Source organism: Pseudomonas mucoides, from assembly GCF_015461845.1.
Lineage (GTDB): Bacteria > Pseudomonadota > Gammaproteobacteria > Pseudomonadales > Pseudomonadaceae > Aquipseudomonas > Aquipseudomonas mucoides.
Window position 1 is genome coordinate 1,334,990 of the sequence record NZ_JACOPW010000001.1, and the last position, 16,050, is coordinate 1,351,039.

The 16,050-nt window shown below is 58.8% G+C and carries 17 protein-coding genes and 1 pseudogene; 12 read left to right on the forward strand and 6 right to left on the reverse strand.

The window, feature by feature from the left end:
• Positions 1–301: 301 nt before the first annotated feature.
• The 3 genes from H8F22_RS06295 (at position 302) to H8F22_RS06305 (ending at position 2,350) form a co-directional block, all read left to right on the forward strand.
• On the forward strand, positions 302–490 hold the full coding sequence (locus H8F22_RS06295) for a hypothetical protein (RefSeq protein ID WP_017337097.1): 189 nt from the start codon (positions 302–304) through the stop codon (positions 488–490).
• Between the two features lie 208 nt (positions 491–698).
• Entirely contained in the window at positions 699–1,415 is a 717-nt protein-coding gene (locus H8F22_RS06300; protein ID WP_027925818.1) for a TorF family putative porin, read from the forward strand.
• Positions 1,416–1,480: 65 nt separating this feature from the next.
• Complete coding sequence (locus H8F22_RS06305; protein WP_194939847.1) at positions 1,481–2,350, forward strand: DUF6279 family lipoprotein; 870 nt, start codon at positions 1,481–1,483, stop codon at positions 2,348–2,350.
• Positions 2,351–2,471: 121 nt separating this feature from the next.
• Here H8F22_RS06305 and H8F22_RS06310 read toward each other — a convergent pair whose 3' ends face one another.
• Complete coding sequence (locus H8F22_RS06310) at positions 2,472–2,861, reverse strand: hypothetical protein (RefSeq protein WP_027925820.1); 390 nt, start codon at positions 2,859–2,861, stop codon at positions 2,472–2,474.
• Positions 2,862–3,039: 178 nt separating this feature from the next.
• On the opposite strand from H8F22_RS06310, the gene H8F22_RS06315 reads away from it, so the two are divergent.
• From H8F22_RS06315 to H8F22_RS06325, 3 genes are all read left to right on the forward strand, one after another.
• The gene (locus H8F22_RS06315) at positions 3,040–3,774 is read left to right on the forward strand and encodes a DUF899 domain-containing protein (protein ID WP_194939848.1); all 735 of its coding nucleotides are present in this window, start codon (positions 3,040–3,042) and stop codon (positions 3,772–3,774) included.
• 185 nt (positions 3,775–3,959) lie between these two features.
• Positions 3,960–4,430 carry an AraC family transcriptional regulator gene (locus H8F22_RS06320; protein WP_194939849.1) on the forward strand — a complete coding sequence of 157 codons (471 nt, stop codon included), beginning with the start codon at positions 3,960–3,962 and terminating at the stop codon, positions 4,428–4,430.
• 91 nt (positions 4,431–4,521) lie between these two features.
• Complete coding sequence (locus H8F22_RS06325; RefSeq protein WP_027925823.1) at positions 4,522–4,797, forward strand: hypothetical protein; 276 nt, start codon at positions 4,522–4,524, stop codon at positions 4,795–4,797.
• Positions 4,798–4,865: 68 nt separating this feature from the next.
• Here the strand turns inward: H8F22_RS06325 and H8F22_RS06330 are convergent, their stop codons facing one another.
• Complete coding sequence (locus H8F22_RS06330; protein ID WP_027925824.1) at positions 4,866–6,212, reverse strand: DEAD/DEAH box helicase; 1,347 nt, start codon at positions 6,210–6,212, stop codon at positions 4,866–4,868.
• Between the two features lie 192 nt (positions 6,213–6,404).
• Here H8F22_RS06330 and H8F22_RS06335 point away from each other — a divergent pair, with 192 nt between their 5' ends.
• Complete coding sequence (locus tag H8F22_RS06335; RefSeq protein ID WP_027925825.1) at positions 6,405–7,703, forward strand: mechanosensitive ion channel family protein; 1,299 nt, start codon at positions 6,405–6,407, stop codon at positions 7,701–7,703.
• A 135-nt stretch (positions 7,704–7,838) separates the two neighbouring features.
• On the opposite strand, the gene H8F22_RS06340 is transcribed toward H8F22_RS06335, so the two are convergent.
• The gene (locus H8F22_RS06340) at positions 7,839–8,483 is read right to left on the reverse strand and encodes a hydrolase (RefSeq protein ID WP_027925826.1); all 645 of its coding nucleotides are present in this window, start codon (positions 8,481–8,483) and stop codon (positions 7,839–7,841) included.
• Positions 8,484–8,641: 158 nt separating this feature from the next.
• Here H8F22_RS06340 and H8F22_RS06345 point away from each other — a divergent pair, with 158 nt between their 5' ends.
• Positions 8,642–9,529: a LysR family transcriptional regulator gene (locus H8F22_RS06345; protein WP_059181413.1), complete on the forward strand. Its 888-nt coding sequence runs from the start codon at positions 8,642–8,644 to the stop codon at positions 9,527–9,529.
• Positions 9,530–9,550: 21 nt separating this feature from the next.
• On the opposite strand, the gene H8F22_RS06350 is transcribed toward H8F22_RS06345, so the two are convergent.
• From H8F22_RS06350 to H8F22_RS06360, 3 genes are all read right to left on the reverse strand, one after another.
• Positions 9,551–10,417, reverse strand: coding sequence for a carboxylate/amino acid/amine transporter (locus H8F22_RS06350; RefSeq protein WP_059181414.1), 867 nt, complete (start codon positions 10,415–10,417; stop codon positions 9,551–9,553).
• Between the two features lie 248 nt (positions 10,418–10,665).
• Positions 10,666–11,265: an FMN-dependent NADH-azoreductase gene (locus tag H8F22_RS06355; protein WP_027925829.1), complete on the reverse strand. Its 600-nt coding sequence runs from the start codon at positions 11,263–11,265 to the stop codon at positions 10,666–10,668.
• Between the two features lie 167 nt (positions 11,266–11,432).
• Positions 11,433–11,747: a hypothetical protein gene (locus H8F22_RS06360; RefSeq protein WP_027925830.1), complete on the reverse strand. Its 315-nt coding sequence runs from the start codon at positions 11,745–11,747 to the stop codon at positions 11,433–11,435.
• A 49-nt stretch (positions 11,748–11,796) separates the two neighbouring features.
• On the opposite strand from H8F22_RS06360, the gene H8F22_RS06365 reads away from it, so the two are divergent.
• The 4 genes and pseudogenes from H8F22_RS06365 to H8F22_RS06380 all read left to right on the forward strand — a co-directional run bounded on the left by H8F22_RS06365 (position 11,797) and on the right by H8F22_RS06380 (position 16,019).
• Positions 11,797–12,720 carry a LysR family transcriptional regulator gene (locus tag H8F22_RS06365; protein ID WP_027925831.1) on the forward strand — a complete coding sequence of 308 codons (924 nt, stop codon included), beginning with the start codon at positions 11,797–11,799 and terminating at the stop codon, positions 12,718–12,720.
• Positions 12,721–12,734: 14 nt separating this feature from the next.
• Positions 12,735–13,540, forward strand: a pseudogene (locus H8F22_RS06370) (alpha/beta fold hydrolase).
• Between the two features lie 3 nt (positions 13,541–13,543).
• A complete protein-coding gene (locus H8F22_RS06375; protein ID WP_059181415.1) occupies positions 13,544–14,101 on the forward strand; it encodes a peptidylprolyl isomerase in 558 nt (185 codons plus the stop codon).
• An 85-nt stretch (positions 14,102–14,186) separates the two neighbouring features.
• Positions 14,187–16,019 (forward strand): ABC transporter ATP-binding protein, encoded by a 1,833-nt coding sequence (locus H8F22_RS06380; protein ID WP_027925834.1) that lies wholly within the window; start codon positions 14,187–14,189, stop codon positions 16,017–16,019.
• Positions 16,020–16,050 lie beyond the last annotated feature (31 nt).

Here is a 16,050-nt window from a genome sequence, read left to right on the forward strand (position 1 = left end):
TTCGGCGGCCGGCCGGGTGGCGGGCGAAAATACTGCGCAATCCCTGATTTTCCTGAGGGGTTGACCTGTACGGCTTCGCCACTCGTCAGCCCGACGAGGCGATTTTGTCCCCTGCCAACCCACCCGAACACGGGCCATTTTCATCAACGTTGTTAGTTAAAACAGTGTGTTAGAGACCTATTTCAGATAATACCCTGAGATAAATTCCAGCCCTGTGCTGTGTATTTTGAGGGGATATTAGCCAAGCAATTGTCAAGTATTTCCTGTACGATGCCTGGCCAAGTTAATTTTCTACAGGTTAATGGCCGCCATGCGTGTAAAAGCATCCAACAGCAAAGCAAAGCCAGCTCCAGCCGTTGAAACCAGCGAATCGATCAACAACCAGATTGCTGCGTTCCTCAAGTCCGGTGGTGAAATCCAGCAAATTGCCAAAGGCGTCAGCGGCCAGACGTTCGGCCCGTCCAAGCAGATCACGCTCGGCAAGAAGTAACACCCTGCTTTAACTGGTCCCAAAGCGCTTTGAGCTTCGAAGCGCTTGGACTGGAACCCTCTCGCAACACCCCGCCAACCCCCTCTAAATTTCAGAAAACGACGAACGGCCCTCAATGCCGAGCATTCGCCGGTATCCTTGCACACGTCTAGAACAAGCGTTCCAGTAGGTTCCCGATCCCTGCTCCTCGCTGTCAATGGAGTGACGCATGCTCAAACCCTTTCTCCTGCTGCTCTGTACAGTGCTCGCCTGTCCGCTCGCCAATGCGCAAATCTTCCAGCGTGAACTGGGCGACTTCGACCTCAAGCTCGGCACCACGCCCAGCCGCAGCATGGCCCAGGGGCTGGTCAAACCCTCCAGCACCGGCTCATTCCATGGCGGCCTAGACCTGACCCACGACAGTGGCTTCTACGTCGGCCAATGGGCACCGAGCATGGGGTTGAGTCCGGGCAAAAACCTCGAAGTCGATTCCTACGCGGGATTTAAACAGCCCTTCGATCAAACCCTCGGCTACGAAGTCGGCATGATCCACTACAGCTATCCGAAAGTGGACACCCTCGACAGCCAGGAGCTCTTCGGCGGCCTGACCCTGCTCGGCAGCCGATTTGGCGCGGCCTTCAGCAACGACCCGGACAAGCTGAACAGAACGCTGTTCGCCGACCTCGGAGGCAACCAGCCGTTCGGCATCGGGATCAGCATGAAATACACCACCCACCAGCTCTACACCCCGGTGTCGGTCGACGGTGGGTACGTCGACAGTTTTACCGACTGGTCGGTGCAACTTTCCCGGCCATTCATGGGCATCGATCTGGACCTCATCTACAGTGACTCCAACCTCAGCGGCAGCAACTGTTCAGCCTATTCCGGGCACAACGGCCAATGCGACGGGTTGGTAACTCTCAAGGCTGAACACGCGTTTTATTGAACGGCTGAACTGCCGGGCTCATCTTGCGTTCACATGAATACCCAGGCTTTCGCAAGGATCCGCCCATGTCGCGCTGGCTAATTCGCTTCGCCGCTTTGATCATTTTGAGCCTCGTCCTTGGCGCATGCAGCCGGGTGGGCCTGGCCTACCGCAACCTCGACGTGATCATTCCATGGACACTCAGCGACTATCTGGACATGAACGGCGAGCAAAAAGGCTGGTTCAACGAGCGCCTCAAAGAGCACCTGAGCTGGCACTGCAGCACACAACTGCCGGGGTATCTGGATTGGCTGGATCGCCTGCAAACCATGGTCGAAACCAACCAGGTCACCGACGACGCCCTGCAAATCCGCACCGAGGAAGCCAAAGCCGCGATTGCCCAGACCGCGCGGGAAATTACTCCGTCGGCCATCGAGTTGCTGCAGGGGCTGGACGACAAACAAGTCGCGGAAATGAACGACGCTTTCGCCAAAGACCAGCGCAAACGGCAGGTCGAATACCTCAAGCCCCCTCTCGATCAGCAGATCAAGCAACGAGCCGATCGCATGGAAAAACGTCTGGATGACTGGCTCGGCCCACTAAGCCCTACCCAGCAGCAACGGGTGGTCACTTGGTCAAAGGCCTTGGGTGATCAGAACACTCAATGGATCGCCAACCGCGCGCATTGGCAGACGCAGTTCAGCGCGGCGGTTGCCCAGCGCCAAAGTCCCGAATTCCCACAGAGAATCGAGACACTTCTGGTCAATCGCGAGAGCTTGTGGACGCCAGCCTATCGTCAGGCCTACGCCAATACCGAGGCTCAGGCGCGAGGGTTGATCGTGGATTTGATGGCCGAGAGCACACCGGCCCAGCGTCAGCGGTTGTTGAAGAAAATCGGAGTCGTGAGAAAAGACTTCAACGACCTCAAGTGCCTGAAAGCCGCCAAACAATCCTAATCCGGCACAGGTCCCCCGTAGGAGTGAGCCTGCTCGCGATTGCGGTACACCAGTCAATTACTGTTAACTGATACACCGCAATCGCGAGCAGGCTCACTCCTACATTAGTTTGTGGTGGGCTTCAGGCAATCTGCGCTTTAGACGCCACTTCATCAAACGTCACTGCATCCAGCGCATCTTCCTGCTCATCAAGCACCTGACGCGGATGGTCATTCCCAGGAATGCTGCTGTCGATCAGGCTCAACAAACTGGAGCCGCGCGGCGTCAGAATGTAATTCGAGCCGGAACCGCCCTGATCCTCAGGCCGCGGTTCGATGTATCCACGCGCCAGCAGCAGCTTTTCGTACTCACCCGCCACCGCTTTCAGGTGATCGAGGTTTTCCGTCTGCTCGCCTTCCGCCGTTTTCTCCGCCACGTACTGCTCGGCATAGGGCCGTGGCGTGAAGCTGCTGGCACCGTTTTGCACTTCGTGCAGCAAGCGTTCAATCAAATCCCAGTTATAAGTCGTCATCCTGATTCAACCTCCAGACCGCGTGATTGTGATGGCCTTCTTAAGTTGTGACCGGTACCGCTCGCAGCCGTTCAGCCGGAGCGCTGAACAGCACCGACCGGCGGTATGTCGAATCCGGCACAGGTCAAACGACTAGGCTGTGTAAGTCACCTCCCCGCCCCCCGCAGGAGAAAAGCCAATGAACATTCAGCATCATCCCGTCGTGTCCCGCGAAGAATGGCTCGCCGCGCGCAAACAACACCTGGCCCACGAAAAAGCCTTCACCAAGGAGCGCGACAAACTCAGCGCAGAACGTCGCGCCCTGCCCTGGGTGAAAATCGACAAGGACTACCACTTCCAAGGCCCCCACGGCGAACTGAAACTGGCCGACCTGTTTGGCGGTCGTAGCCAATTGGTGATCTACCACTTCATGTTCGCCGCCGGATGGGACGAAGGCTGCCCAGGCTGCTCGTTCCTCTCCGACCACATCGACGGCGCCAACCAACACCTGGCGCACCATGACATCGCCGTCGTGGCGGTTTCCCACGCACCGTTCGCCGAATTCCAGCCTTTCAAGCGGCGCATGGGATGGAAATTCGATTGGGTGTCGTCAGAGGGTTGCGATTTCAACTACGACTTCGGCGTCTCTGCGCGGGCCGAAGAGGTCGCCGCCGGTAAAGCCACCTACAACTACGAAAAAACTGATGGGGCCGAAGAAGAACTCCCAGGCTTGAGCGTGTTTTATCGCAATGAAGCCGGCGACATTTTCCATACCTATTCCACCTATGCGCGGGGTCTCGACATGCTGGTCGGCGCCTACAATTACCTCGACCTCACGCCCAAGGGCCGCAACGAAGAAGAGATCATGGAATGGGTGCGGCATCACGACCGCTATGAAGAAAAGGCCGCAGCCAGCTGCTGCCATGGGGGCTAGCCTTCAGAGACCGAGGCGCGGCCATCGCTGGCAAGCCAGCTCCCACAGTGGATGGGTGCCAAACACACAATCTCAAAACACCAAAAATCCCCAGTGGGAGCGAGCTTGCTCCGGGCGGCGTTCCGACGATGAGCCCCGCCCAGCCACCGCTCCTTCAAACGAACCAGACTCCAAGGCCCCAGACAATGAACGTCACCCTGAAAACCCTCCCCCCAGCCCGAGTCGCCTACCTGCGCTACACCGGCCCCTACGGCCCGGAAATCGGCACCTTCTGGCGCGAAACCGTCGCCCCGTGGATGATCGAAAACAACCTGCTCAACCGCGTGCGCTACGGCATCGGCCACGACGACCCAAGCACCACACCCGCGCAATACTGCCGCTACGACGCCTGCGTCGAAGTGCCCGCCGACTTCCAACCGAAATACCCGTTTGCCGTCACTAATCTGCCCGGCGGCCGCTACGCTGTCGCCCACTTCAAAGGCCCGGCCAGTGAAATCCCGGCGGCTTGGGGTGAACTCTGTGGGCAGTGGATGCCGCAAAGCGGATTGGCCTACGACCAGCGTCCTGGGTTTGAACGCTACCCGGTGGAGATTTCTTATGATGAGAACAGCGGTGTACTGGAAATGGACATGTGCATCGCCATAAAGGACCAGTAGCACCCAAGACGCGGTGGTCAATTAGCTGAACTTTTCCAGGCCATCAACCCTCAACCGGTTAACCCGCCTTAACCGGAACTGAGGCTCACTTATGAAAACCCTGCTGAACATCACCCTCGTCACCACCTTCGCCTGCGCCCTCCCCGTTTGGGCCTGCACCCCAGAGGAAGCCACCGCCAAGCGCGAGCAACTGGCCCAGGAAGTGGCCAAGCTCACCGAGCAGAATCCGGCCAAAGCCAAAGAGATCAATGCCGAGCTGCAGAAGATGGACCTGGGCACAGCGAGCAAGGATTTGCCGGACAAGTGCCAGCTGATTGATCAGCGCTTGAAGGAACTGAAGACGGCGGACAAGAAGGCCGAGAGCTGATCAACCGACAAATCCCGCGCATAAAAAAACCGGACATCCGTCCGGTTTTTTTGGGTCACGACAACGGCTTATTCAGCAGCTGGCGCTTCCGGCTTGCGGCGCTTGAGCGGCGCCATGCCGTCCTTGCTGACCAGCGACAGAGCGTCGGTCTTCGGGCGGTTGGCGATTTTGCGCTTGGTCGGTGCCTTGGCGCCGGTTTTCTTCTTGTCGCCTTTGGCGTCGACTTTTTTCTTCTTCACGCCAACGGCTTTGCCCGAAGCCTTGACCTTTTTCGGTCCGCCGTAGGTGCCTTTGACTTCCTTGATGGTGCGGCGCTCGAAGCTCTGCTTGAGGTAGCGCTCGATGCTCGACATCAGGTTCCAGTCGCCGTGGCAGATCAGCGAGATCGCCAGGCCTTCATTGCCGGCACGGCCGGTACGACCGATACGGTGAACGTATTCGTCGCCGCTGCGCGGCATGTCGAAGTTGATCACCAGGTCCAGGCCATCCACGTCCAGGCCGCGGGCGGCGACGTCGGTGGCAACGAGGATCTTCACGCCGCCCTGCTTCAGGCGGTCGATGGCCAGCTTGCGGTCTTTCTGGTCTTTGTCGCCATGCAGCACGAACGCTTTGTATTCCTGCGCCACCAGACGACCGTAGATGCGGTCGGCCATGGCCCGGGTGTTGGTGAACACGATGGCCTTCTGATAGGTCTCGTTGGCCAACAGCCAGTTGAGGATCTGCTCTTTATGCACGTTGTGGTCAGCGGTGATGATCTGCTGACGGGTGGTCGCGTTCAGGTCGCTGACGTTGTTGACCTGCAGGTGCTCAGGGTTGTTCAACACCTTGGCCACCATGTCGCGCAGGCCCGAACCGCCGGTGGTGGCGGAGAACAGCATGGTCTGCTGGCGGTTGGTGCATTCAGCTACCAGACGCTGTACGTCGTCGGCAAAGCCCATGTCGAGCATGCGGTCGGCTTCGTCGAGGACCAGCACTTCAACTTCTTTCAAGTCAAGGTTGCCGGCGTTCAGTTGCTCGATCATCCGGCCCGGCGTACCGATCAGGATGTCCGGCACCTTGCGCAGCATGGCGGCCTGGACCTTGAAGTCTTCACCGCCGGTGATCAGGCCGGACTTGATGAACGTGAACTGCGCAAAGCGCTCCACTTCCTTGATGGTCTGCTGAGCCAGCTCGCGGGTCGGCAGCAGGATCAGGGTCTTGATGCTGACGCGGACTTTCGCCGGGCCGATCAGACGGTTGAGGATCGGCAAGACGAAGGCAGCGGTTTTGCCGCTACCGGTTTGCGCAGTCACCCGCAGGTCACGCCCTTGGAGCGCCAGCGGAATAGCCGCTGCTTGCACTGGCGTTGGCTCGACAAATTTAAGCTCGGCCACGGCTTTGAGCAGGCGTTCGTGCAGGGCGAATTGGGAAAACACGGGTGCTACCTCGAAGAAATACAAAAAAACAGCTGCATAGGGTAACGGTTTCGAGCGCTCAGGCCGAGTTTCTTTACGAAAACGACGATAAACAGTGGCTTTTTGTTGCCTGATTTGTCTTCAAACGTCATCCAAACCCTCTTAAATGCTCTAATCGCCCGATCGTGTCCTTCCGGAGAATCGTTTTAGCCCATGGATATCAAACAGCTCTGGCTCAACGCCCAAGACCTCTGGGGTGCCCTCGATCAGCACCCGCTCCTGCATTCAAGCCTGGCGCTGATGTTGTTGCTGGTCATTGCACTGGTCCTCGGACGAGTGGCGCGTTTCCTCATTCTTCACGCGACCAAAATACTCGGCCGCCAACCGGCGCTCCACTGGATCAACGACTTCCGGCACAACAAGGTCTTTCATCGCCTCGCGCAGATGACGCCGTCACTGGTGATTCAATTTGGCTTGCACCTGGTGCCGGAGCTGAGCAAGACCAGCCTGAATTTCCTCGGCAATGTGGCGTTGGCGTTCACCACTCTGTTCCTGTTGCTGGCGATCAGCGCCCTGCTCAGCGCCTTGCTGGACATCTACGCGCGCACCGAACACGCCCGCACGCGCTCGATCAAGGGCTACGTGCAACTGACAAAAATGGTCTTGTACGTGCTGGGTGCGATCGTCATCGTCTCCACCCTGATCGACCGTTCGCCGCTGTTGCTGCTGTCGGGTCTGGGTGCCATGTCGGCGGTGATTATTCTGGTCTACAAAGACACGCTGCTGTCGTTCGTGGCCAGCGTGCAACTGACCAGCAACGACATGCTGCGGGTAGGCGACTGGATCGAGATGCCGCAGGTCGGCGCCGACGGTGACGTGGTCGACATCACGTTGCACACGGTGAAGGTGCAGAACTTCGACAAGACGATTGTTTCGATCCCGACCTGGCGCCTGATGTCCGAGTCGTTCAAGAACTGGCGCGGCATGCAGCAATCCGGCGGTCGACGGATCAAGCGCAGCCTGTTCATCGATGCCAGCGGCGTGCGATTCATCCGCGATGACGAAGAAGAGAAGTTGTCGCAAGTGCATTTGCTGACCGATTACATCGGTCGCAAGCAGGCCGAACTCAAGGCCTGGAACGCAGCACAAGGCAATGTGGCGGCCATGTCCGCCAACCGTCGGCGGATGACCAACATCGGGACCTTCCGCGCGTATGCGTTGGCGTACCTGAAGAGTCACCCCGAGATTCAGCCCGGCATGACTTGCATGGTGCGGCAGATGCAGACCACCGCGCAGGGTATTCCGCTGGAAATCTACTGCTTCACCAGCACCACGGCGTGGGCGGATTACGAGCGGATTCAGGGGGACATTTTCGACTATCTGCTGGCGGTGCTGCCGGAGTTCGGGTTGAGCCTTTATCAGCAGCCGAGCGGTGGGGATATGCGTGCGGGGTTGCTGCCGGCGATGCTGGGTGCAAGCCACATTCCCGACGCCGATAAACACATCATGTAAACACCACTGAACCAATGTGGGAGCGAGCTTGCTCGCAATAGCGGTGTGACAGTCAATATTCATTTCGACTGACACTCCGTCATCGCGAGCAAGCTCGCTCCCACAGGGGTTTGCATCGTTTTTGAGATTGGCGGGTTACTTGACCTGCCGCTGCGGTGCCTTGTGCACCATGGTGTAAGCGTAATCCACGCCCATGCCATAGGCGCCGCTGTGTTCCAGCACCAACTCCATCACCGCTTCGTAAGTGTCTTTGTGTGCCCAGTCACGTTGGTACTCAAGCAACACTTGTTGCCAGGTCACCGGCACCGCACCCGCCTGAATCATCCGCTGCACCGACATGTCGTGCGCCTCTTTGGTGGTGCCGCCGGAAGCGTCCGTCACGATGTACACCTCGTAACCTTCAGCCAACGCTTCCAGTGCCGGGAAGGTCAGGCAGACCTCGGTCCACAGCGCGGCAATGATCAGTTTTTTGCGGCCGGTGGCTTTCACCGCGTCAACCAGCGCCTTGTCTTCCCAGGAGTTCATCGAGGTGCGCTCGATCGGCTTTTGCTCCGGGTGAACCGCCAGCAATTCAGGCCAGATGTAACCGCTGAAGCTTTCGGTTTCCACCGAAGTGTAGATAGTCGGCACGTTGAAGATCTTGGCAGCCTTGGCCAGGCCTACCGTGTTGTTCTTCAGCGTTTGACGGTCGATCGACTGCACGCCAAACGCCATTTGTGGCTGATGGTCGATCAGGATCAGGGCGGAGTTGGTTGGGTTGAGCAGTTCACGAATAGACATGACGCGTTCCTTTTGATGTCGATTTCAAAGTGAGTAATGGGTGAGTCGACGTTGCCGTCTGCGGCGTTGTCGTCGGCTTGGATGTCACTTTAAGGGCTAGCAAAGAAGGGGACAATTCCCTAAAATCGAGAATCATTGATTCTAAAATAGGGACAATCATGGATCGCATCGAATGTATGCGCGCCTTTGTCGTCACGGTCGGCGAGAACGGTTTCGCCGCGGCTGCACGGGCAATGGATGTGCCGCGATCAAAAGTCAGTAAACAGATTCAGGCGCTGGAGGAAGCCATCGGCGTGCAACTGCTGCAGCGCACCACCCGCAGCCTGCACTTGACCGAGGCTGGCGCCGAATACTTCGATGCAGCACGCGAAGTGCTGGCCTCGCTGGATGAGGCCGAACAGCGTGCGCGTAACGGCATTGGCGAGTTGCGTGGGGTGTTGCGGGTCAACGCGCCGATGTCCTTTGGCTTGCGCCGACTGGGGCCACTGATACCCCTGTTTCATGAGCAGCACCCGAACATCGAGTTGCAACTGGTGCTCAGCGATCAGCAGGTGGACCCCGTGCGCGGTGGTTTCGACGTGACCATCCGCATTGCAAGCATGCCCGACTCGACGATGATCGCCCGGCAACTCGCGCCGGCCCCGCGCATCATGGTGGCGTCCCCGGCGTATCTGGCGCGCGCTGGCACACCGCAGACCCCGCAAGACTTGCGCGCCCACCAGTGCCTCAACTACGGGTATCTGCAAAGTGGCGTCAGCCTGCAGCTGTGCAATGGCAAGGAAACTCAACGGGTCAACGTAACCGGGCCCTTGCATGCCAACAATGGCGACTTGCTCGCTCAGGCCGCCGAAGCCGGAATGGGTATCGCCCTGTTGCCCAATTTCATTGTCGAGGATGCGTTGGCGGCCGGCCGCCTGGTGCCGGTGATGTGCGAATGGCAGGCACCCGCGATCACGATTAACGCGGTGTACCCTTCGGCACGTCGGGTCCCGCAAAAGACCCGGACGTTTATTGAGTTTTTGGTGGAGCAGTTGGCCGAGAAGTAATGCGCATCATTCCTACAGGGGTTATGTGGTGGTCAGTGGTTTGCGGACACCCAACCGACTGATCCACACCGCCATCAGAATCACCGACCCGCCGAGAAACAACCGTCCCAACGCCTCATGCTGATTCCAGATCAGCAGATTGATCAGCAACCCCATAGGCACATGCAGGTTGTTCATCACCGCCAGCGTTCCGCCGTTCACCATGCATGCGCCCTTGTTCCACCAATACAATCCCAGCGCGGTCGAGACCAGGCCGAGGAACACCAGCACGCCCCATTGCAGCGGCGCTTCGGGCAGGAAGTTCTGTTTGCCGAACAGCAGGAATGCCGGCAACGCCACGGCCAATGCGCCAAGGTAGAAGTAGCCGAAACGCCGGTAATGCGGCAGATCACTCGGATAGCGCGCCACCAGGTGTTTATAAAGTACTTGCCCGGCAGCGTAGGTGAAGTTGGCCAGTTGCAGCAGCAGGAACCCCATGAAGAAATCCGGGTTGATCCGGTCGTAGCGAATCACCGCCGCGCCCATCACCGCCACCAACGCGGCGATCAATGCCCACGGATTGAAACGCCGGTTCAGCGCGTCTTCGATCAAGGTCACGTGCAATGGCGTGAGGATGGTGAACAGCAACACTTCCGGCACCGTCAGCACGCGGAAGCTCAGGTACAGGCACACGTACGTCACGCCGAACTGTAACGCACCGATCAACAGCATCCCGCGCATGAACGCCGGTTCCACCGAACGCCAGCGCGTCAGCGGGATGAACACCAGCCCCGCCAGCACGACCCGTACCAGCACTGCGAAATAGCTGTCGACGTGACCGGCCAGGTATTCGCCGATCAAACTGAAGGAAAACGCCTGGATCAGCGTGACAAAAAGTAGATAGCCCATGCTCGCCTCGTTTTGAATGGCGGCGACGATAACGGGTTTTGCCTGGTATCGCGAACAGGCTCGCTCCCACAGGGGATTTGGATGTTTATTAAATCGCGGGCAAAAAAAAGCCCGATCTCGCTAAAGCGTTCAATCGGGCGACAGCACTCAGGAGCAACAAGTGCAAAGGGAGGTTCGTTGCGCGTAAAGCCTTGAAGGGGTTGCGCCAGGTCACTAGACCATCCGGTGATTATCTGGCGATTAAAAGATCAGGCGACCTGGGCAAGCTTGGCGTTCGCCTGGTTCAGGCCCTTCTCCTGGAAGTCGCCGCCCAGGTTCATGCCTTCGGCGTGAATAAAGGTCACATCGTGGATGCCGATGAACGCCATGACCTGACGCAGGTACGGTTCCTGGTGATCCGCCGTGCTACCGGCGTAGATCCCGCCGCGAGCGGTCAGCACGTAGGCACGCTTGCCGCTGAGCAGGCCTTGCGGGCCGGTGTCGGTGTACTTGAAGGTCACGCCGGCACGCAGCACATGGTCAAGCCAGGCTTTGAGCGTGCTGGGGATGGCAAAGTTGTACATCGGTGCGGCCATGACCAGCACGTCGGCGGCCAGCAGCTCATCGGTCAACTGGTTGGAGCGTTCCAGCGAAGCCTGTTCGATGTCGCTGCGTTGCTCGGCCGGTTTCATCCATCCGCCCAGCAGGTTGATGTCCAGGTGCGGCACCGGATTGACGGCCAGGTCACGTACGGTGATCTGATCGGCCGGATGCGCGGCTTTCCATTGGCTGATGAAGGTCTGGGTCAGTTGACGGGAAACCGAGTCTTGCTGACGGGCGCTGCTTTCGATGATCAGAACGCGTGACATGGGATGTAGGCTCCATCTGAGAATGCTGTAAGGCGATGGAGTGAAGGTTAAACAGAGTCATATCGATGAAAAAGCGCAAATAACCGCTATAACCCATCAATAAATTCGTTTATAAGCTGAGCATACCTTGTAGAAGCGAGCAGGCTCACACCTACAAGGAATTGAATTCATTTCGGGGTGCAGGTCAGCTCGATACGCAGCTTGATAATGCTGCGGGTGAACTTCGCGGTGGCATTTTTATGCTTGCCCGCCGGTACATCGATCTTGCGGGTGCGTGGCGCTTCCGGGCCATTAATGAACACCGCTTTGCAGCTGACATCGACGTCGCCGTAGTTAGCCACCCGGATAGAGCCGATGTCGTTATCCGTGTCGAAGGTCTCGTAGTCGACTTTCAAGCCGTTGAGGTCTTTCTGCACATCAATCGGATAAGCAAACGCCGTCAGCGGCAGCATCGCCAGCAGCACACAACAGAATTTATTCATTCAGCAGTCTCCATAAAGGGCTGCCAGCTTAGGACAAGAGGAGCTATTCATGAAAGCGCCCCGCGTGACCCTTGATCAATGGCGAACATTGCAGGCCGTGGTCGACCACGGTGGTTTCGCCCAGGCCGCCGAAGCGCTGCACCGTTCGCAATCGTCGGTGAGCTACACCGTGGCGCGCATGCAGGACCAGCTAGGCGTGCCGCTGTTGCGCATCGACGGTCGCAAAGCCGTGCTCACCGAAGCCGGTGGCGTATTGCTGCGCCGCTCACGGCAACTGGTGAAGCAGGCCAGCCAACTGGAAGACCTGGCTCATCACATGGAACAAGGCTGGGAAGCCGAAGTGCGGCTGGTGGTCGACGCGGCGTACCCGAGCGCCCGCCTCGTGCGCGCCCTGACCGCGTTCATGCCGCAGAGCCGCGGCTGCCGGGTCCGCCTGCGTGAAGAGGTACTGTCGGGGGTTGAGGAAGTCCTGCTCGAAGGCGTGGCCGACCTGGCGATTACCGGTTTTAGCATTCCAGGCTATTTGGGCGCGGAATTGAGCGATGTCGAATTCGTCGCGGTCGCCCATCCCGACCATGCGCTGCACCGCCTCAACCGCGAGCTGAACTTCCAGGACCTGGAAAGCCAGATGCAAGTGGTGATCCGTGACTCCGGTCGGCAGCAGCCGCGCGACGTCGGCTGGCTCGGCGCCGAACAGCGCTGGACCGTCGGCAGCCTGGCCACCGCCGCGACGTTTGTCAGCAGCGGCCTGGGGTTCGCCTGGCTGCCACGGCACATGATTGAACGGGAACTCAAGGAAGGCACGCTCAAGCTGCTACCGTTGGATCAGGGCGGCAGTCGCAACCCGAGCTTTTACCTGTATTCGAACAAGGACAAACCCTTGGGACCGGCGACGCAGATTCTCATCGAACTGCTACGCACCTTCGACACCGCACCGCTGGACGCGCCTTTCGCCGCCCCTGAACAAGCCTGACAAGGAGTGAATGCATGGCCTATTTCGAACATGAAGGTTGCAACCTGCACTATGAGGAATATGGCCATGGCACGCCATTGCTCCTGGTCCATGGACTGGGGTCCAGCACGCTGGACTGGGAAATGCAGATCCCGGCGCTGTCCACACGCTACCGGGTGATCGTCCCGGATGTGCGCGGCCATGGTCGCTCCGACAAACCCCGCGAGCGTTACAGCATTGCCGGTTTCAGCGCCGACCTGGTCGCGCTGATCGAACATCTGAACCTCGGCCCGGTGCATTACGTGGGGCTGTCGATGGGCGGCATGATCGGCTTTCAACTGGCGGTGGACCAGTCGCATCTGCTCAAAAGCCTGACCATCGTCAACAGCGCGCCAGAGGTCAAGTTGCGCAGTCGCGACGATTACTGGCAGTGGTTCAAACGCTGGAGCCTGATGCGCGTCCTCAGCCTGGGCACCATCGGCAAGGCCCTCGGCGGCAAATTGTTCCCGAATCCGGACCAAGCTGATTTGCGTCAAAAGATGGCCGAGCGCTGGGCAAAAAACGACAAACATGCTTATCTCGCCAGCTTCGATGCCATCGTTGGCTGGGGGGTTCAGGAACGACTTTCGAAGGTTGCCTGTCCAACCCTGATCGTCAGCGCCGACCGTGATTACACGCCGGTAGCGCTGAAGGAAACCTATGTAAAACTGCTGCCCGATGCGCGGCTGGTGGTGATCGCCGATTCGCGCCACGCCACCCCGCTGGACCAACCCGAACGCTTCAACCAAACACTGCTCGAGTTTCTCACCGCAGTCGATACCACCCCAATCAGGATCACTGACCCATGCTGAAAAAAATCGCCCTCGTCGCCGGTTCCGTTCTGTTTGCCGCCAACCTGATGGCTGCCACGCCAGCCAAGGCACCGCACGTCTTGCTGGACACCACCAACGGCCAGATCGAAATCGAACTGGACCCGGTCAAGGCGCCCATCAGTACCAAGAACTTCCTCGATTACGTGAACAGCGGCTTTTACAACAACACGATTTTCCACCGCGTGATTCCGGGCTTCATGATCCAGGGCGGCGGTTTCACTCAACAAATGCAGCAGAAAGAAACCAAGGCACCGATCAAGAACGAATCGAAAAACGGCCTGCATAACGTCCGTGGCACCCTGTCCATGGCGCGTACCTCTGACCCGGAATCGGCCACCAGCCAGTTCTTCGTCAACGTCAAGGACAACGATTTCCTCGACAGCGGTGATGGTTATGCCGTGTTCGGTAAAGTCGTGAAAGGCATGGACGTGGTAGACGTCATCGTCAATTCCCAGACCACCACCAAAAGCGGCATGAAAGACGTGCCCGCCGATCCTGTATTCATCAAGTCGGCCAAGGTCATCGACTAAGCTTCACAGGAAGTCTTGAGCGGTTGCCGGCCTCCGGCACCGCTCACACTGTTCAAAGGAGAGCCCGTGCGCGGGCGGAGAACTGATGCTTTATCGCCGTTTTGAAAAATTGATCGACGTCTTTCGTGATGCACCGACGGCGGCTCCGCCGGATCGGGTTCTACCTTTCTATACCTATTACCTGAAGCAGGTCTGGCCGAGTTTCGCCGCCCTGCTGATCGTCGGCCTGTTTGGTGCGCTGATCGAAGTGGCGCTGTTCAGCTACCTGAGCCGCATCATCGACCTCGCCCAAGGCACGCCCAACGTCGATTTCTTCAAGGAACACGGCATCGAACTGGCCTGGATGGCGGTGGTGGCGCTAATCCTGCGCCCGGTGTTCGTGGGCCTGCACGACTTGCTGGTGCACCAGACCCTGAGCCCCAGCATGACCAGCATGATCCGCTGGCAGAACCACAGTTACGTGCTCAAACAGAGCCTCAATTTTTTCCAGAACGACTTCGCCGGGCGCATCGCCCAGCGCATCATGCAGACCGGCAACTCGTTGCGCGATTCGGCGGTGCAGGCGGTGGACGCGCTCTGGCACGTGCTGATCTACGCGATCAGTTCGCTGGTGCTGTTTGCCGAGGCCGACTGGCGCCTGATGATCCCGTTGCTGAGCTGGATCGCCGCGTACATGGGTGCGCTCTATTACTTCGTGCCACGGGTTAAAGAGCGTTCGGTGGTGTCATCCGATGCGCGCTCCAAACTCATGGGGCGGATCGTCGACGGCTACACCAACATCACCACGCTGAAGCTGTTCGCCCACACCAATTTCGAACAGCAGTACGCCAAGGAAGCCATCGAAGAACAGACCGTGAAGGCGCAACTGGCCGGCCGCGTGGTCACCAGCATGGATGTGGTGATCACCAGCATGAACGGCCTGCTGATCGTCACCACCACAGGCCTGGCGCTGTGGTTGTGGACGCAGTCGCTGATCACGGTGGGGGCAATTGCCTTGGCCACGGGCCTGGTGATCCGCATCGTCAACATGTCCGGCTGGATCATGTGGGTGGTCACCGGCATCTTCGAGAACATCGGCATGGTCCAGGACGGTTTGCAGACCATCTCGCAACCGGTCAGCGTGACCGATCGCGATGAAGCCAAACCGCTGGCTGTCGCTCGCGGCGAAGTGCGATTCGAGCACGTGGATTTCCACTACGGCAAGAAGAGCGGGATCATTGGCGACCTCAACCTGAACATCAAGGCCGGTGAAAAGATCGGTCTGATCGGCCCGTCCGGCGCCGGCAAATCAACCTTGGTCAACTTGCTGCTGCGCCTGTATGACGTGGAGGGCGGGCGAATCCTCATCGACGGCCAGAACATTGCCGACGTTGGCCAGGAAAGCCTGCGCGAGCGCATCGGCATGATCACCCAGGACACGTCGCTGCTGCACCGCTCGATTCGCGACAATTTGCTGTACGGCAAACCCGACGCCACCGACGCCGAACTCTGGGAAGCGGTGCACAAGGCCCGTGCCGACGAGTTCATTCCGTTACTGTCCGACGCCGAAGGCCGCACCGGTTTTGATGCGCATGTCGGTGAGCGCGGGGTGAAGCTCTCGGGTGGCCAGCGTCAGCGGATCGCGATTGCGCGGGTGCTGCTCAAGGACGCGCCGATCCTGATCATGGACGAGGCCACATCGGCCCTCGATTCGGAAGTGGAAGCGGCGATCCAGGAGAGCCTGGAAACCCTGATGCAGGGCAAAACCGTGATTGCCATTGCCCACCGGCTTTCAACCATCGCCCGGATGGACCGGTTGGTGGTGCTGGAAAACGGCAGGATCGCCGAAACCGGCACCCACGCCGAACTGCTGGCCCATGGCGGGTTGTATGCACGGCTGTGGCAGCACCAGACCGGCGGTTTCGTAGGAATCGATTAACCCAAAACCACCCCTATTCCTTTGCAGGAGT

What these genes read in the sequence shown, in the direction of transcription:
- H8F22_RS06295 (WP_017337097.1), top strand. Translation starts at nt 302, where the DNA reads ATGGCCGCCATGCGTGTAAAAGCATCCAACAGCAAAGCAAAGCCAGCT.
- H8F22_RS06300 (WP_027925818.1), top strand. Translation starts at nt 699, where the DNA reads ATGCTCAAACCCTTTCTCCTGCTGCTCTGTACAGTGCTCGCCTGTCCG.
- H8F22_RS06305 (WP_194939847.1), top strand. Translation starts at nt 1,481, where the DNA reads ATGTCGCGCTGGCTAATTCGCTTCGCCGCTTTGATCATTTTGAGCCTC.
- H8F22_RS06310 (WP_027925820.1), bottom strand. Translation starts at nt 2,861, where the DNA reads ATGACGACTTATAACTGGGATTTGATTGAACGCTTGCTGCACGAAGTG.
- H8F22_RS06315 (WP_194939848.1), top strand. Translation starts at nt 3,040, where the DNA reads ATGAACATTCAGCATCATCCCGTCGTGTCCCGCGAAGAATGGCTCGCC.
- H8F22_RS06320 (WP_194939849.1), top strand. Translation starts at nt 3,960, where the DNA reads ATGAACGTCACCCTGAAAACCCTCCCCCCAGCCCGAGTCGCCTACCTG.
- H8F22_RS06325 (WP_027925823.1), top strand. Translation starts at nt 4,522, where the DNA reads ATGAAAACCCTGCTGAACATCACCCTCGTCACCACCTTCGCCTGCGCC.
- H8F22_RS06335 (WP_027925825.1), top strand. Translation starts at nt 6,405, where the DNA reads ATGGATATCAAACAGCTCTGGCTCAACGCCCAAGACCTCTGGGGTGCC.
- H8F22_RS06340 (WP_027925826.1), bottom strand. Translation starts at nt 8,483, where the DNA reads ATGTCTATTCGTGAACTGCTCAACCCAACCAACTCCGCCCTGATCCTG.
- H8F22_RS06345 (WP_059181413.1), top strand. Translation starts at nt 8,642, where the DNA reads ATGGATCGCATCGAATGTATGCGCGCCTTTGTCGTCACGGTCGGCGAG.
- H8F22_RS06350 (WP_059181414.1), bottom strand. Translation starts at nt 10,417, where the DNA reads ATGGGCTATCTACTTTTTGTCACGCTGATCCAGGCGTTTTCCTTCAGT.
- H8F22_RS06355 (WP_027925829.1), bottom strand. Translation starts at nt 11,265, where the DNA reads ATGTCACGCGTTCTGATCATCGAAAGCAGCGCCCGTCAGCAAGACTCG.
- H8F22_RS06360 (WP_027925830.1), bottom strand. Translation starts at nt 11,747, where the DNA reads ATGAATAAATTCTGTTGTGTGCTGCTGGCGATGCTGCCGCTGACGGCG.
- H8F22_RS06365 (WP_027925831.1), top strand. Translation starts at nt 11,797, where the DNA reads ATGAAAGCGCCCCGCGTGACCCTTGATCAATGGCGAACATTGCAGGCC.
- H8F22_RS06375 (WP_059181415.1), top strand. Translation starts at nt 13,544, where the DNA reads ATGCTGAAAAAAATCGCCCTCGTCGCCGGTTCCGTTCTGTTTGCCGCC.
- H8F22_RS06380 (WP_027925834.1), top strand. Translation starts at nt 14,187, where the DNA reads ATGCTTTATCGCCGTTTTGAAAAATTGATCGACGTCTTTCGTGATGCA.